Annotated in this window: 12 protein-coding genes and 1 pseudogene; 3 read left to right on the top strand and 10 right to left on the bottom strand. The window is 61.4% G+C overall.

Features of this window, described 5'->3' with window-relative positions:
- Positions 1–12 precede the first annotated feature (12 nt).
- Entirely contained in the window at positions 13–936 is a 924-nt protein-coding gene (locus WKV53_RS23090) for a family 43 glycosylhydrolase (protein ID WP_341407184.1), read from the top strand.
- Between the two features lie 19 nt (positions 937–955).
- On the opposite strand, the gene WKV53_RS23085 is transcribed toward WKV53_RS23090, so the two are convergent.
- Genes WKV53_RS23085 through WKV53_RS23075 form a run of 3 tightly spaced genes read right to left on the bottom strand, consistent with a single transcriptional unit; the run spans position 956 to position 3,974 of the window.
- Positions 956–1,471: a thioredoxin family protein gene (locus tag WKV53_RS23085; protein ID WP_341407183.1), complete on the bottom strand. Its 516-nt coding sequence runs from the start codon at positions 1,469–1,471 to the stop codon at positions 956–958.
- Positions 1,468–2,058 carry a thioredoxin family protein gene (locus tag WKV53_RS23080; RefSeq protein WP_341407182.1) on the bottom strand — a complete coding sequence of 197 codons (591 nt, stop codon included), beginning with the start codon at positions 2,056–2,058 and terminating at the stop codon, positions 1,468–1,470. Before WKV53_RS23080 ends, WKV53_RS23085 begins: the two co-directional genes overlap by 4 nt.
- Before the next feature lie 35 nt (positions 2,059–2,093).
- Positions 2,094–3,974: an alpha-amylase family glycosyl hydrolase gene (locus WKV53_RS23075; protein ID WP_341407181.1), complete on the bottom strand. Its 1,881-nt coding sequence runs from the start codon at positions 3,972–3,974 to the stop codon at positions 2,094–2,096.
- A gap of 109 nt (positions 3,975–4,083) precedes the next feature.
- Here WKV53_RS23075 and WKV53_RS23070 point away from each other — a divergent pair, with 109 nt between their 5' ends.
- Both WKV53_RS23070 and WKV53_RS23065 read left to right on the top strand, forming a co-directional pair.
- Positions 4,084–5,865, top strand: coding sequence for a S49 family peptidase (locus WKV53_RS23070; RefSeq protein ID WP_341407180.1), 1,782 nt, complete (start codon positions 4,084–4,086; stop codon positions 5,863–5,865).
- A gap of 138 nt (positions 5,866–6,003) precedes the next feature.
- Positions 6,004–6,720 (top strand): hypothetical protein, encoded by a 717-nt coding sequence (locus WKV53_RS23065; protein ID WP_341407179.1) that lies wholly within the window; start codon positions 6,004–6,006, stop codon positions 6,718–6,720.
- 59 nt (positions 6,721–6,779) lie between these two features.
- Here WKV53_RS23065 and WKV53_RS23055 read toward each other — a convergent pair.
- From WKV53_RS23055 to WKV53_RS23025, 7 genes and pseudogenes are all read right to left on the bottom strand, one after another.
- Positions 6,780–7,934 (bottom strand): annotated as a pseudogene (locus WKV53_RS23055) (pyridoxal phosphate-dependent aminotransferase).
- 55 nt (positions 7,935–7,989) lie between these two features.
- Positions 7,990–9,369, bottom strand: coding sequence for an efflux transporter outer membrane subunit (locus WKV53_RS23050; RefSeq protein ID WP_341407176.1), 1,380 nt, complete (start codon positions 9,367–9,369; stop codon positions 7,990–7,992).
- 56 nt (positions 9,370–9,425) lie between these two features.
- Complete coding sequence (locus tag WKV53_RS23045; RefSeq protein ID WP_341407175.1) at positions 9,426–12,584, bottom strand: efflux RND transporter permease subunit; 3,159 nt, start codon at positions 12,582–12,584, stop codon at positions 9,426–9,428.
- A 167-nt stretch (positions 12,585–12,751) separates the two neighbouring features.
- Positions 12,752–13,942, bottom strand: coding sequence for an efflux RND transporter periplasmic adaptor subunit (locus WKV53_RS23040; RefSeq protein ID WP_341407173.1), 1,191 nt, complete (start codon positions 13,940–13,942; stop codon positions 12,752–12,754).
- 50 nt (positions 13,943–13,992) lie between these two features.
- The gene (locus WKV53_RS23035; RefSeq protein ID WP_341407172.1) at positions 13,993–14,751 is read right to left on the bottom strand and encodes an SDR family NAD(P)-dependent oxidoreductase; all 759 of its coding nucleotides are present in this window, start codon (positions 14,749–14,751) and stop codon (positions 13,993–13,995) included.
- 70 nt (positions 14,752–14,821) lie between these two features.
- A complete protein-coding gene (locus WKV53_RS23030) occupies positions 14,822–15,436 on the bottom strand; it encodes a TetR/AcrR family transcriptional regulator (RefSeq protein ID WP_341407171.1) in 615 nt (204 codons plus the stop codon).
- Between the two features lie 76 nt (positions 15,437–15,512).
- On the bottom strand, positions 15,513–16,451 hold the full coding sequence (locus WKV53_RS23025) for a thioredoxin family protein (protein WP_341407170.1): 939 nt from the start codon (positions 16,449–16,451) through the stop codon (positions 15,513–15,515).
- Positions 16,452–16,506: the final 55 nt, after the last annotated feature.

Genomic DNA, 16,506 nt, shown 5'->3' with positions numbered 1-16,506 from the left:
GGTAGTCACCCCATGCGCCTGTTCCTTCCTCTGATCCTCCTCATTTCCCCGCTCACCGCAAATCCGGTGATGGACGGCGCAGACCCACACGCCGCCGTGGTCGGAAGGACCTTCTGGATGTATCCCACCGAGCCGCACAGCCGGGAGCCGATCTTCGCCGCCTACCGCTCCGCCGACCTGCGTTCGTGGCGACGCGAGGGCACCATCCTCGATCTCGACAAGATCCCGTGGGTGAAAGCCGATGGCGCTCCCTACCACGGTGCCTGGGCCCCGGCGCTCGCGGAAAAGAAGGGCAAGTTCTACTTCTACTACTCGGTCGGTCCACAGAACCCGACCCCCAGCCGCATCGGCGTCGCCGTCGGCACCTCGCCCGCCGGCCCATTCACCGATAGCGGCAAGCCACTGCTGACCGGCGGCGATGGCTTCGAAGCCATCGACCCGATGGTTTTCACCGACCCCGCCACCGGCAAATCGTGGTTCTACGCCGGCGGCAGCGCGGGCGCGAAACTGCGGGTCTTTGAAATGGCGGACGACATGGTCAGCTTCAAGCGCGAGGTGGACATCGAGCAACCGAAGAACTTCACCGAGGGAGTCTTCATGCACGTGAAGGGGAAGACCTACTATCTCAGCTACAGCCACGGGAAGTGGAACGACAGCACCTACTCCGTCCACTACTGCACCGCTCCCTCACCCACCGGCCCGTGGGAATACCGCGGCGAAATCCTCGGTAGCGATGACAAGCACCAGGGCCCTGGGCATCACTCCTTCGTCGAGGATCTCGTGACCCGGCAGTGGTACATCGTCTATCACCGCTGGGAAACCGGACGGAAAGACCCGCCCTACCGAGGCGGCCGGAAGATCGCCGTGGAAAAAGTGGACTACGACCTCAAGGGACTGATCAAACCGATCACGATGACCGACGGACGGCAGCGCTGATCCAAGCTTAGCAGCGGACCTATTCGCTGGATCTCCGCTTCGGCTCCGCGGCCTGTGCGACCTGGAGATCCTCGCTGTGTTTCCGGAGCAGCTCGCGAATCGTTCCCGCATCGACCACGCCGACAAACTGGTCGACCTGCCTGCCGTCGCGGAAGATCCGCACGTCCGGGATGCCGCGGACGCCTTCGCGCTCCGCGATCTCGCGGGCGTTATCGACGTTCACCCTGCCGATGCAGACCTTCCCCGGGAATTCTCCCGCGACCTGCTCCAGCACCGGGCCCAGCCTCCTGCACGGGCCGCACCAATCGGCGTGGAAATCCACCACCATCAGGCGACCCGGCGTGGTGATGAAGGAGTCGTAACCGGCGGATTCCAGTTCCTGCACCGCCGGCATGTGCCCCGAGGAAGCGGCGGACGTGCAGGCAGCAGGTTTCGGCGCTGCGGAGGTCTTCGATTTGGAAAGCGGACCCTTGGCACTCTCACAAGAAGACACCGCAAGCAGCAGGATCAAGGAACTCGCGAGCTGGATTCTCATGGTTTTCGGGATGGTTTGGCAGGTTCGGACGGGTGGATCTTGAGCACTTCCTGCGCTTGGTTTCCTTGCGTGCGCTGCATGCCGGGCACCTCCGGCAGCCAGTCCTTGCTGATTCGCTGGACCAGCCCCGCCAGCAGGCGATCGATGGTCTTTTCAACTACCAGCGGATCGGTCTGACCGGTGAGCTGCTCGAGTTTCTGACTGTTTGCGTAGAAATCAAGCTGCCCGGCGAATCCTTCCTTTTTCACCCCGTGGCGCTCGGCGAAATCGGGCTCGGCCTCCACGTCGAGTTCGGCCATCACCACTTTCTCGCCATACTTCGGCTGCAGCTTCTCGAGGATCTCCTGAAGCTTCTTCGAGTCCGGACTCCCATCCACCATCATGTTGATGACGGTCAGCTTGTTCTTCGATGCGAGGACCTCGCCCAGGTTCCGGCTGGTCAGCTGCAGGCCGAATTTCTTCTTCGTCCCGTCAGCCTTTCCCCACCCGTCCGGCATCGCGAAATACACCCCCGCCGCCGCAGCGACGAGAAGGAGGCCGAGGGTGAAGAGCCGGCGGATCCAATTGCCTTTTTCTTGGGAGGTCACGCCCCCGGAATACCGCGAAATTTAGGAAAAGCGAACTACTTTGCCCGAACCGGCTCCACGATTCGCTGGAGGATGACGGCCGTGTTGGGTCCCAAGGCGACTTCAACCCGCTCGTCCGGGCCCACCGTGGCTTGGGAAACCGGGCTCGTCCCGCAGACCGGCGTGACGCCCAGCTTCGTGCCCGCGGGGAAGTCCGCGGCGGGTAGCTTGGGCGTGCGCGGCTCGGCCGCCGCATTGAAGACCACTATGACCTTCCCGTCCTTCTTCTCGCGGCAGAAGGCGAACACCCCGTCATCCTCGCCACTCTGCGGGCTATCCACCCACAGCGGCCTGAACTCGCCGTCACGCAGCACGGGCAACTCCGCCCTCAGCGCCGCCGCTCGCGAGATGACCTTGAAGGAAGGCTCCTCCTTCAATTCCGACAGCTTTGCTTCGGCTTCACGTGGGAACAAGGTCAGCCGACCCGACTCCGTGTCTTGCCCGACCTTCCCTTTCGTATCGTGCAGGGCGACTTCTGCGCCGTAGTAAATGCAGGGGATCCCCGGCAAAGTCATCACCAGCGCTTGGGCCAGATCGTTCCTCTCCGCTGTCACGCCGGCCACGCGGAAACGATTCAAGCCGTCGTGGTTCTCGATGAACGTGACTGACTTCTCCCGCGCGTTCTTCCCATCCGGCCCCGGGTTGGGATTGTAATACGGTCGGTCGCCTTCAGCTCCGCGGAAAGCCTTCATCGCCCGCTCCAGTTTCGCGGCACTCCCGTACTCGCCGCCTTCATGCCGAAGGTATTCCCGCGCCGCAAAACAGGTCTGGAAGTCCAGCACCGAGTCGAGACAGGGCTCCTTCCGCGCCGGTGCGTCGCTGCGCCACGTGTAGACACCGAGCTTCTTCGGATCGCCATCGTAGACTTCGCCGAACAGCAGCTTGTCCTTCGCCTTCGCTCCCAGCCGCTTGCGGAGCCGCTCGGTGAACGCATCCCAGAACTCATGGTGCACATGCTTCACCGTATCGATCCGCAGGCCATCCACTCCCACATTGAGCAAATAGAACGCGTAGATCTCCACGAACTCATTCACCAGCCGGTCGAAGTGATCGCTATCCGGCGCCGTCCACAGGTCGCGCAGCGAAAAGAAGTCACACTCGATCTCCTCCCCATCCGACTTGCCAAGACTGTCCGACGAGAAGCCCTTCCGCCCGTAGCTCGATAGATCCGCCAGCACGCCCTTCGTCGCGATCCTCTTTCCTAACAACTCACGCGGTCCATCCGGCTGGGCCTTCTCCAAGTTCCACTTCGCAATGTCCATCCACATCGCGTTCGGATAAAATCCATCGCGCTTGAAGGGCTGCACCCATTCCTCCTTCGCTTGATTGTCGAAGGCACCGTTGCCATTGACGTCGTAGAAAAACACCGGGCCCGCGTGGTTCAGCACCACGTCCTGCACCACCTTCAGGCCCTTCGAGTGAGCGAGCGCCACGAAGTCGCGGTAGTGCCGCATCCGCCCCTCGGCACCATCAGGATACTTCTCGCCCTTCATCGATACCGCACTGGTCAGGTGCGGATCGATATCCAGGAAGTCCTGCGCCCAATACCCATGGTAGCCTGTCTTCCATCCCCCGAGGTCATACCCGGAACGCCACACATTCTTCACCGGCGGCGTGATCCACAGCGCCGTCACGCCGAGATCAGTGAAGTAGCCGCTCTCGATCGCCTGCTCCAAGCCGCGCAGGTCGCCGCCTTGGTACATGCCGATATTCTTCTGCAGCGGATCGTAGAGCAGCGGGTCGCTCCCCGCCGGCGTGTTGTTCGCCGGGTCGCCATCGTGGAAACGGTCCGTCAGGACGAAATACAGCACGTCGTCCGTCCACGGCCGGGCGTTGGCGGAAAGAAGGGTCAGCAGCAGGACGGCGAGGCAACGCATGGGTTTCCCTTCTAATGTCTGATCCAGCGATTCCGTTGACTGGAAACCGAAACAACGCACAAATCCCGTGTAACCTGCCGCTTCCCCGGCGCGAAGTATCGTCGTGATCATGAAAACCACCATTGCTCTCTGCCTCCTCGCCGCGCTGCCGCTCGCCGCGGCCGAAGAAAAGCCGGTCGTCGCCATCTACGACCTCGAAGGCACCATTTCCGAATCCGGCCGCTCCGAAGCATCGCTGCTCGGAGGACTGGAAATCGAGCCCAACCGCCCGCTCACCCTCTTCGACCTGACCCGCAGCCTGAAAAAGGCCGCCGCCGACCCGAAGGTGAAGGCCGTGGTGGTGGATGCCGACGATGCCCAACTCGGGCTCTCCCAGATTCAGGAACTCCGCCGCCGCCTCCAGGCCGTGCGTGCCGCCGGGAAAGACGTCTGGCTCTACACTGACTCCCTCAGCAATGGCACCGCCCTACTCGGCTCCGCGGCGAATCACTTTACCCTCATGCCGGAAGGCGATGTCTCCCTCAGCGGCATCTATTCCGAGTCGATGTATTTCAAGGGCCTGCTCGACAAGGCCGGCGTCGTGGCCGACGTCATCCACATCGGCGACTTCAAGAGCTTCGGCGAAGAATACTACCGCACCGGCCCCAGCGAATTTGCCAAGCAACAGAAGGAAGAGCTGATCGGCGGCATCTTCGACCAACTCGTCGCTGAGGTTTCCGAAGGCCGCAAGGTGCCCGCAGAGAAACTCCGCTCGCTCGTCGACCTCGGCACCTTTACCGCGCAGCAGGCTAAAGACGCGGGACTCGTCGATGACCTGAAGCACCGCACCGACTTCGCCACCGCCGTCAAAGCCGCCTACGAAGGTGCCAAGTTCGACCGCAAGTATGAGCTTCCCGACCTCGACGGCCCGGAAATCAGCGGCATGCTCGATGTCTTCAGGCTGATGTTCGAAAGCGACAAGTCGAAGTCTGCCAAGACCGACTACATCGCCGTGGTTCCCTTCGAAGGTGAAATCTCCAGCGAATCTATCGCCCCGGTCCGTGCCCAGATTCTCAAGCTCATCAAGGACCAGCACGCGAAGGCGCTGGTGCTGCGCGTCGATTCACCCGGCGGATCCGCCCTCGCCAGCGAGGTGCTGTGGGAAGCCACCGATGAATGGAAAGCCAGCGGCCGTCCCTTCGTGGTCTCCATGGGTGGCGTCGCAGCCAGCGGCGGCTACTACATTTCCAGTGGTGGCAACCGCATCTTCGCGGAAGAAGGCACCATCACCGGCTCGATCGGCGTGGTCGGCATGAAGCTCGTCCTCGGCGGCGCGATGGAAAAGCTCGGCATCACCACCGACGCCACCCAGCGCGGCAAGAACGCCGGCGCGCAGTCGATGTTCCATCCCTTCACCGAAGATGAAGCCAAGCTCGTCCGTGAATCGATGCTCCAGGTCTATGGCACCTTCAAGAAGCGCATCGAAGCCGGCCGTGGAACGCGCCTGAAGGGCGAGCTCGAAGGCATGGCAGGCGGCCGCGTCTACACCGGCAAGCGCGCCCTCGAACTCGGCCTCGTCGACGAACTCGGTGGACTCGGTGAAGCGGTCGCTTTCGCCGCCAGCAAGTGCGGCGTGGATGCCGATGCGATCAAACTCGTCCCCGAGCCGAAGAGCGCCCTCGAAGGCATCTTCGCCCAACCTGAAAAGCCAGCGGACGACGACATCGTGAAGATGGGACGCGTGATCTCTCCGGTTTCGGAAGCGATCAAGGCTACCCTCGGCGACGCAAAACTCGCCGCCCTTCCCAAGCCTGCCCGCGAAGCTGTCAGCCACGTGCTGAAGCGCATCGAAAGCTGCTCCGACAGCGCGATCCAACTCATTGGATCCGACATCTCGATCCCGCTGAAGTAACGGGAAGCATCTGCATTCTCCGCTTAAGATAACGCCGTCCCCAGGAAAGCCAGGGGACGGCGTTTTTGGTGCGGCGGCAGCGAAACGACATCTCTCCAGAGTTGACAACATGTGTCCTAACCAGATTTTTCGGGCCGCATGAACCTCCCCCGATTATCACATCAACTCCGTCGTCTGCTGTTCCTGCCCGTCGCCATCGCCTCGCTTGCGCTGGCAAGCTGCTACGGCCCCGTGCCGGTGGACTCATCCTTCAAGGCGAATCGCCAGCTGAAGGTTGCCGTCATCACCATGCAAGCTCCCGTCGCCTCGGTTCACCACGTGGGCAACCAGGGCCTGCTCGACATGGCCGCCAATCACGCCATGGCCACCGGCGGCCGTCGCGAACTTGAGGGATACCCCTCTCAAGCCAAGCTGGATGAGGCCGGCAAGCAATTCGCCAAGCGCCTGAGCAGCTACGGCTACAAGGCCACCCATCTGCCGTCGGTGCATCCGACCTACAAGGACATCAATCCTACCACCGCCAAGCCCACGACCGCGAAGCCCATCCCGGGAACTGGCAGCTATCTCAACGGCTACGACGCCGCCATCTACCTCTCGATGCCTGCCGTTGGTCGCGCCAAGCTGGTATATGCCTTCATCCCGCTTTCAGGCAGCAGTGCGATCGCTCCCATGCAGGGCGCGATGTATTCCACCACTGATCAGAAGATCCTATGGCGCTCTGCTGTCCCGGTGATCAACCCGGGTGACGGAGTCGCCATCGATGGAGATGGAAAGGATGCCCTCTATCGTGCGATCGATACCGCGGTGAAAACCTCCTCGGACAAGGTCCAGTCGCACTTCTTCGAAGGCTTCTGAAGCATCCGCATAAACGCTCCCAACTCACCGCGGCGCACCACGTTGTGCCCGCGGTTTTTTTATTTCGCCCGAAGCGCCTGCAGCTTCTCACCCGCTGCGCGAAGGATGCCCTCACTCTTGGCAAAGTGAAAACGGATGAAATTGTGCACCGGCTCGCGGAAGAAACTCGATCCTGCGACTCCAGCAACGCCGATCTCCTTGATCAGCCACTCGGACGCCTCGGTGTCCGTCGCGAAGCCGAATGAGGAGATATCAAGCATCACGTAGTACGCGCCTTGCGGCTCAGTGAAGGGCAGGCCGAGCTCCTTCTAGTAGCCAAGGAACACATCGCGCTTCGCGGTATAAAGATCACGCAGTCCAGCATAGTAGCTGTCCGGCAATTCAAGTCCCGCAACCGCCGCTTCTTGCAAGGGCGCCGCTGCACCCACGGTGAGGAAATCGTGCACCTTCCGCGCCTGCGCGATCACCTCTGGCGCCGCATGAACATAGCCCAGCCGCCAGCCGGTGATCGAATAGGTCTTCGAAAGCGAGTTGCAGGTGATCACCCGCTCCGCAGCACCCGGCAAGGCCGCGGCATAGACATGCTCATGCGGCGCGAAGACAATGTGCTCATACGGCTCATCCATGATCACGAAGGCATCATGTTCTTCCGCAAGCTGCAGGATGAACATCAGCTCATCGCGCGTGAAAACCTTGCCGGTCGGATTGGAAGGATTGCAGACAACGATCGCCTTCGGCTTCTGTTGGAACGCCTTCGTCAGCTCATCGCGATCGAATCCGAAATCCGGCGGATGCAGCGCGACATAGATCGGCTCCGCTCCGGACAAGATCGCATCCGCCGCGTAGTTCTCATAGAAGGGCGAGAAGACGATCACCTTGTCGCCCGGATTGCAGGCCGTCATCATGGCCACCATCATCGCCTCGGTGCTGCCGCACGTAACGACGAGATGACGATCCGGATCCACCTCCAGCCCGGTGAAGCGCGAGATCTTTCGCGCCAAGGCATCCCGGAAACGCGGCGCACCCCACGTGACCGCATACTGGTGATGCGGTCCGCGCGCCGCCTTCTCCAACGCGCCTAACAATTCCTCCGGCGGATCGAAATCCGGGAAGCCCTGCGCGAGATTGATCGCGCCATGTTGATTGGCGAGACGGGTGGTGCCGCGAATCACGGATTCCGTGAACGCGGCAAGTCGGGTGGCGGTGGCGGGCATGGGCTTCAGGAACAATCGTGCCCATGGACCCGCCATGGTCGAGGCCGATTTCAGTTCACCAGCCGCCACCAAGCGCCTTGTAGAGTCCAACAGCATTGGTCAGGCGGGCAAGCCGCAGCCGGATCAGGATCTGGCGTGCGGCGTAGAGGTCCTGATGAGCATCCAGCACCTGGAAGTAGCTGTCCACCCCCTGCTGGTAGCGCGCGTCGGCGAGGTCGAAGCGCTTTTGCTGCGCTGCAACGAGGCCCTCATAGGCGGCAACCTGGCCATTGAGCCCCGAGCGCGCGACGAGGCCATCCGACACCTCACGGAAGGCGGTCTGAATCGCCTTCTCATACTGCGCGACTCCGATCTGCTTGCGCACCTCAGCGACCTCAAGATTCGACTTGTTATAGCCGCCGTCGAAAATCGGCACGCTGATCTGTGGCGAGAACGCCCACGCGGAACTGCCGTTTTGGAACAGATCGCCAAGGCTCTTGCTAGCCGTGCCAGCTCCACCCGTCAGCGTGATCCGCGGGAAGAAGGCCGCGCGTGCGGCACCGATGTTCGCATTCGCCACCCGAAGCTGATGCTCGGCTTCCAGAATATCGGGACGGCGCGCCAGCAAGTCCGACGGGACACCGCCACGTAAATCGGAGACGAGCGCTTGTTCCAGGCTTCTGCCTTCGGGGAGATTCGAAGGCAGTGCGGTGCCGATCAGGAATGCCAACGCGTTGTGCGTCTCCGCAAGTTGCTGGCGATAGGCCGCAAGATTCGCTTCAGCGGTCTTCACCTGGATCTCAACCGAGCGGGAATCCAGCTCCGACACGTCGCCAGCCTCGAAACGCATGCGGGTGAGATCGTAAGTCTTGCTCACCGAAACGAGCGTCTGTTCGGAAAGCTCGATCTCTTCCAACAAGGCACGCTCATTCAGGTAGCGCGAGGCTACTTCCGAAACGAGCGAGATCTGCGCACCGACCCGCGCGGCATCGCTGGCGAAGTAGCTTTCCAGCGCGGCGTGATTCAGGCTGCGAACGCGTCCGAAAAGATCGAGCTCATAGGAAGTGACTCCCACCGAGACATCGTAGTTCCGGGACTCGACCGCCGTCCCCCCGGAGACGGTCGAGCCCGGTGTCCGCCGTCGTGAGCCAGTGGCGGACAAATCAACGGTCGGAAACAGTGCACTACGAGAGATCCCGTACTGGGCACGCGCTTGCTCCACGTTCAATGTGGCGACCCGCAGGTCGCGGTTGTGCTCAAGTGCGAGGGAGACCAGCTTCTTCAAGCGCGGATCGGTGAAAAACGAGCGCCAATCCAGTGTGGCGGAAGCGGAACCGCTGCCGCTGCCAGAGAAGCTGACGGGCACCACCTCGACGCCCGGCTTGTCGAGCGCAGGCTCAAAGGAGCAAGAGGTAAAGAGGGCTGCGGACAGCAGCAGAATACGTGAAGTTTTCATCTTTAAGGAGGGCCGACACTTTTGTCGGCCAGGATTGAGAATCTAGGAATCAAGCCTCAGGCATCGATGGCAGGAGCGGCGGCTTGCTTGTTGGCACCGATTTTTGCGAGCACCACATAGAACACCGGCGTGAGCAGCAGGCCGAAGACAGTGACACCGATCATTCCGGAGAAGACTGCGACACCCATCGCGTGACGCATCTCCGCGCCGGCACCGGTCGCAGCGACGAGCGGATACACACCGGCAATGAAGGCGATCGAGGTCATCAGGATCGGCCGCAGGCGCAGGCGCGCGGCTTCCACCGCGGACTCGACCACGCTCTTGCCCTGCTCTCGCAAGTGAACGGCAAACTCGACGATCAAGATCGCATTCTTCGCCGCCAAGCCAATCAGCACGATCAGGCCGATCTGCGTGAAGATGTTGTTGTCGCCATCGGTCAGCCACACACCGACCATCGCGGACAGCAGCGCCATCGGCACGATGAGCAACACGGCGAAGGGCAGCCGGAAGCTCTCGTACTGCGCTGCCAGCACCAGGAACACCAGCAGAATGCTGATCGGGAACACCAGCATGCCGGTATTGCCCGCGAGGATCTTCTGATAGGTCAGGTCAGTCCAATCGAGCGTCATGCCTTTCGGCAAGGTCTCGGCGGCAACCTTTTCCATGAGCGCCTCTGCCTGGCCCGAGCTGAAGCCAAGCGCTGGCCCACCCTGGAGGTCAGCAGCAGGATAGCCATTGTAGCGCATCGCGCGGTCGGGGCCGTAGGTCTCCTTCACTTCCAGCACCGAGCCGAGTGGGACCATCTGGCCCTTGTCATTGCGGGTGCGCAGCCTTGCGACATCTTCAGCACGGGTGCGGAACTCTGAGTCGGCCTGAGCAACCACCTGATACGTGCGGCCAAAGCGGTTGAAGTCGTTGACGTAAAGCGACCCGAGGTTCACCTGCATCGCCTCGAAGATATTACCGAGCGGAATGCCCTGCTGCTTCGCCTTGGCGCGGTTCACGTCAGCGAGGAGTTGCGGCGTGTTCACGGTGAAGCCCGAGAACATGCCCGCCAGCCCTGGCGTCTGGTTCGCCTTCGCCAGCAACGCCTGGGCCGCCGTGTAAAGCTCATCGTAGCCCGCACCATTGCGATCCTCGATGTAGAGCTTGAAGCCACCCGTAGTACCAAGACCGTTCACAGGCGGAGGCGGAAACACCGCAACAAACGCACCCTGGATCTGGCCAAACTCAGCCTGAAGCTGTGCCGCGATTTCCTTGCCGGACATGCCCGGCCCCTTGCGCTCTTCGAAGGACTTGAGGCTCACGAACGCGATGCCGGAGTTCGGGCTATTGGTGAAGCCGTTGATCGAAAGACCCGGGAAGGCAATCGAGTCCTGCACGCCAGGATGCTTCAGCATGATGTCCCCCATCTTGCGGATGATTTCATCAGTGCGTTCGAGCGAGGCGCCCTCGGGAAGCTGGGCGAAGGCCACCAGGTATTGCTTGTCCTGCGCCGGCACGAAGCCCGCGGGAATGCGCTTGAAGGTCGACCACGTCAGGAACAGAAGGCCCGCATAGACGATCAGCGCGATCCCGCCGCGGCGCACCAGCCGTTGCACGCCGGCGGAGTATTTGTTCGATGACCACTCGAAGAAGCGATTGAAGGGGCGGAACAGCCATCCGAAGGATGTATCCATGATCCGCGTGAGCCGGTCCTTAGGCGCATGGTGATCACGCAACAGCAGCGCGCTAAGGGCTGGCGACAGCGTGAGCGAATTGAAGGCCGAGATGATCGTCGAGATCGCGATCGTGATCGCGAACTGCTTGTAGAACTGGCCGCTCAAGCCGGTGATGAATGCCGTGGGAATGAACACCGCCGACAGCACCAGCGCGGTCGCAACGATCGGCCCCGTCACCTCTCGCATCGCCTTCTTCGTCGCCTCAAACGGCGAAAGCCCGAGCGAGATATTCCGCTCCACGTTCTCCACCACCACGATGGCGTCGTCGACGACGATACCGATCGCAAGCACGAGCCCGAAGAGCGAGAGCGCATTGATCGAGAACCCAAGGGCGAGCATCACCGCGAAAGTACCCACCAACGACACCGGCACCGCGACCAGCGGAATGATCGATGCCCGCCAGGTCTGGAGGAAAAGAATCACCACCAGCACCACCAGCACGATTGCCTCTAGCAACGTGTGCACCACCGCCTCGATCGAGTGGCGGACGAAGACCGTCGGGTCGTAGGCGATCTTATAGTCGAGCCCATCCGGGAAGTCCTTCTTCAGTTCCTCCATCTTGGTGCGGACGGCATTCGACAGCGCGATGGAGTTCGATCCGGGAAGCTGGAAAATCGGTATGGCGACCGCAGTCTTGTTACTCAGCAACGACCGCAGCGCGTATTCCGATGCACCGAGTTCGACGCGTGCCACGTCCCTCAAAAGCGTGCGCTCGCCGTGCGCGCCTACTTTCAGCACGATGTCACCGAACTCCTCCTCGGATACGAGGCGGCCCTTGGTATTGATGAGCAATTCCGTGTCGCTTGCCTGCGGATTCGGCTGTTGCCCCACCGCACCGGCAGCCACCTGGACGTTCTGCTCTCGTATCGCATTGACCACGTCACCGGCCGTCATGCCGCGTGATGCCACCTTGTTCGGGTCCAGCCAGATGCGCATCGCATAGTCACCGGAACCGAAAAGCTGAACCTGGCCAACGCCTGGCAAACGGGTGAGCACATCACGCACCTGGAGCGTCGCGTAGTTGCGAACGTAGACGTCGTCGTAACGGCCATCGGGCGAAAGCAAGTGCACGACCATCGTGAGGTCGGGCGAGCTCTTGATCGTCGTCACACCGAGACGCCGCACTTCCTCGGGCAGCTTTGGCAGTGCCTGCGAGACGCGGTTTTGCACCTGCACCTGCGCGAGGTCGGGATCAGTGCCGAGCTTGAAGGTGACCGTCAGGGTCATCACCCCGTCACTGGTCGCCTGCGAATACATGTAGATGGAATTCTCCACCCCGTTGATCGCTTGCTCGAGCGGCGTGGAAACGGTCTCCGCGATCGTCTGCGGATTGGCACCTGGATAAGTCGCCCGCACCACAACGGTCGGCGGGATGACCTCGGGATATTCGCTGACCGGCAGCTTCCACAGCGCGATCGCGCCGACGAGGAAGATGACGATGGATAGCACCCCGGCAAAGATCGGGCGCTTGATGAAGAAATCGGAAAAGTTCATTTCAGGAGGACAGAGGGGACTTGGCGCGGCTTGTTCGATAAGCCGGCAAAAGGACCGTAGGCGCGGTGGTCAGACCACGGGAGAGCCCAAGCTCAGGGCAAGAAGCTCCCTTCCGCGTTCTCACGAACGCGCCTACGGTTCCTATAAAACCTCAGTGCGAGGTGACTTCAGTTCGCGACGGCAGGATCCACGATCATGCCGGCGGTGACGCGTTGCAGGCCATTCACGATGACCCGGTCGCCGGGCTCGATGCCCTCGCGGATCACACGCTTGCCTTGCAGCACCGGGCCGAGCTTCACCGTGCGGTAGGCGACGGTGTTGTCAGGCTTCACGGTCAGCACGAACTTCTGGCTTTGATTCGTGCCGATCGAACGCTCGCTCACCAGCAGGGCTGGCGCAGGCGCACTAACAGGGAGGCGGACACGGGCATAGAGACCGGGGACCAGCGACTCGTCTTCATTCGAGAAGATCATGCGATAGACCAGGGTGCCGGTGGCCGCATCGACGCGATTGTCGGCGGACTCGATGAAGCCCCTGTGCGGGTAATCCTTCTCGTCACCGACCTGCATCTCCACCATCAGCTGGCCTTCGCCCATCTTCTTCTCACGGCGCAGGCGATCGAAGGCCAGCGCGGTATTCTCATCGACGTCCGCGTAAACGTAAACGTCGCCGGTCGACACCACCGTCGTCAGCAGGTTCTCGCTCGAAACGAGGTTGCCTGCCGTGACCAAGGCCCGGTTGACCTTGCCACGGATCGGAGCGCGGACCTCGGTGTATTCGAGATTGAGCTTCGCACTGACAAGGGTGGCTTCGGCGGCGGACAGATCGGTGCGGGCTTCGGCGAGACGCGAGTTGCGCGTGTCCGATTCCTCCACCGAAACGGCGCGGGTGGCAAGCAGGCTGCCGGTTCGCTTCGCCTCGCTCTCCGCAATCCCCACGCGGACCTTGGCGCGCTCGACGGCGGCCGCGGCAAGGTCCACTTGGGCGCGGTATTGGCGAGGATCGATCACGAACAGGATGTCGCCCTTTTCGACCACACTGCCGGCTTGGAAACGAACGTCATCGATATGGCCGGGAACGCGTGGACGGATCTCCACGGTTTCCCGCGCATCGACGCGGCCGATCAGCTCGCGGTGCTCGGCCAGCGTCTGCTGCTCGACAGTGGAAACGGTCACCTTGGCAGGCGCCATCGCCGGAGCCTCATGCTTCGACTCGGCAGCCGAGGCACGCGGTCCATAGTAGACTCCCGCAGCAACTGCACCGATGCCAACGAGCATCAAGGCCAAGCGGGTGTGAAAGCGCGACTTCGGCTCCGGCGCTTCCGGAATAGGGTATTCGTCACGGTCAGGAACGTTCATGGGAGTAAGTAGTTGACTGATTGGTAAAGATTTAGGCCAAAAAAGAGGGCTCATGCCCGGTATCCGCCAGCGATTTGGAATGTCTGTCCGGTGATCCACGACGAATCGGCGGAGGCCAAAAAGACAGCGGCAGTGGCGATATCTTGCGGCTGGCCGATGCGACCGAGCGGAGTGACGGCTTCGACCTGCTTCTGCAGATCGCTGCCGGAGATGCCGGCGGTGTGGGTCCCTTCGGTCTCCACCATGCCGGGATTGATCGCGTTCACACGGATCCCGCGGGAACCAAGTTCGGCGGCGAGCGCGCGGGTGATCGCATCCACGGCACCCTTCGTCGCGCTATAGACCGCGGCTCCGGGGAACGCGCCGGTAGAAACCACCGAGCTGATGTTGATCACGTTGCCACCGCTTTCCGGGAAGAGGGCAACCGCTTCCTTGGTGGCGAGCAGAAGGCCCAGGACATTGAGGTCGAAATGCCAGTGGAAATGCGCGGCATCGATCTGCTCCAGCGGAGCGAATTGGTAGACACCCGCGTTGTTCACCAGGATGTCGACCTTGCCGAACTGTTGTTTCACCTCGGTGAAGAGGCGTGTGACGTCTTCCTGCTTGGAAAGGTCTCCGTGAAGGGCGACTGCCTTTCCACCGGCGGCGCTGATTTCCGCTGCGACCTTTTCTCCAGCCTCGCGGCTGGAGGCGTAGTTCACCACCACAGCCGCGCCTTCAGCGGCGAGGTGCTTGGCGATGGAGGCTCCGATGCCCTTGGAGGCTCCGGTGACGACGGCGACTTTTCCTGCGAGTTTGTTCGTGCTCATGGTGGGGATGGGAATGAATAGTGTAGTTGACCAATTAGTAAACAATGTAGGCAAAAAAAAGGGAGAAATCTCAGCCCGGACGGGCTTCTGCCGCCACGCCAAGGAGATCCATGACAGAGTCCATCATCAGACGGAGAGGCTCCAGATCATTGGCAATGCGTGCTTGGGCGAGGCTACCCTCGTAGAGAGCATAAGCGGACTTGGCCTTCACCAACGGGTCGCCGGGAGCGATCGATCCTTCGGCCTGCGCATCGCGAATCGCTGATTCCAAGTAGCGGACCAAGCGGCCCAGCGTCTCCTGGACCTTGGCACGGATAGGTTCGTTTTGCGTGCAGATCTCAGAACCCAGTGAAAAGCAAGGACATCCGAGGATCTGACCGTATTCCTTTTGGATCTCGGCCTGACAGTCGATACAGGATTGGAACATCAGGCGGATGCGCTCCAACGGCGCGTTCGAGACCGAGAACATGGTGTCGAACTTCGGCTTGATCTCCGTCTGCCACTCGTGATCCAAGGCGGCAACAGCCAGATCGGCCTTGGATTCGAAGAAGTAGTAGAAGCTACCCTTCTTGACGCCTGCCTTTTCGCAGATGGCGTCAATCGTCACGACCCCGTAGCTGTTCTCCCAGATCAGATCGAGAGCAGCATCGAGCAGTCGTTGCTTGGCGTCACTTTTGCGTCCCACGCCGGAATAGATAGTTGACCGTTTGGTAAACTACAAGCGGAAATTTTCCGTCGCCGCAATTTTCCCGCCTCCGCGCTTACTCCGCTTTGGCTGGCTGGGCCTCGGGCGGCAATCCCGATTTCATCCTCTCCAGCATCGTGCGGAAGTTCTGCAGCTCCACGGTGCGAGTGCCATCGGGGGCCTCAGAAATGGCGCGGTTCAGGACAGCGATCGCCTCATCGAATTTCTTCGCGTAGGCGAATGAGGCGGCATGGTGCCCGAATACCTGTTGGCGGATCTCACCCGTGATCTTTGGATCGGCGAGCGCCTCTTCCGCCGCCTTGATCTCCCCATCGAGATTCTTGGCCTGCCGACTCTCCCCAAGCTTCGCCATGAATTCGGAGAAGCGCGCTTGGGCTCCTTCATTCTTAGCAAAGCCGGTTTCATCCTGCGGATCGGCCTTTTTGATCTGCTCCGCGATCTCCGCGTAGTTCGACGCGATCATTGCCGGATCAAGCTGCAAGCCCTCCAGCGCAGCGATCAGGACCTTCGCCTTCTCCACCCCGTCCTTCGTCCCGGCCTCGGTGAATGCCTTGTCCCGCGCTCCACGCTTCGCCAGCAGCTCATCCAGATGAGGCAGGTATTTCGCCGGACCACCCTCTTGATAAGCGGTCGCAGCGAATGGCCGGCCTTCCCCATCGCACAGCAAAATCGTCGGGTAGCCCTTGATCGGATAACGCTTCAGCAGCGCCTCGTTCTGCTTCGCCACGGCCTCGGTGAGGAGCGCCTTGTCCTTCGGATAGTCCAGCTCCACGAGCACGAACTTGTCCTTCGCCGCCGCCTCAAATTCGGGCTGATCGAAAACCTCCTTATGCAGCTTGATGCACCACGCACACCAGTCCGAGCCGGTGAAATCAATGAGCACCGTCTTGCTGGAAGCCTTGGCTTCCTTGAGCGCGGCATCGAAATCGCTGTTCCAAGTCGCGGCGGACAGCGGCAGTAGCAAAAGGGCGAAGAGAGAAAGGGTTCGGGTCACGCGCCATTCCATGACGGCCCTGCCCTCCTCCTCCAAGGTCACTGTGACGAATCCC

It is taken from the genome of Luteolibacter sp. Y139 (assembly GCF_038066715.1).
GTDB classification, from domain to species: domain Bacteria; phylum Verrucomicrobiota; class Verrucomicrobiia; order Verrucomicrobiales; family Akkermansiaceae; genus Haloferula; species Haloferula soli.
The sequence above is the reverse complement of the archived record's forward strand: the minus strand, read 5'-3'. Positions and strand labels throughout refer to the sequence as shown.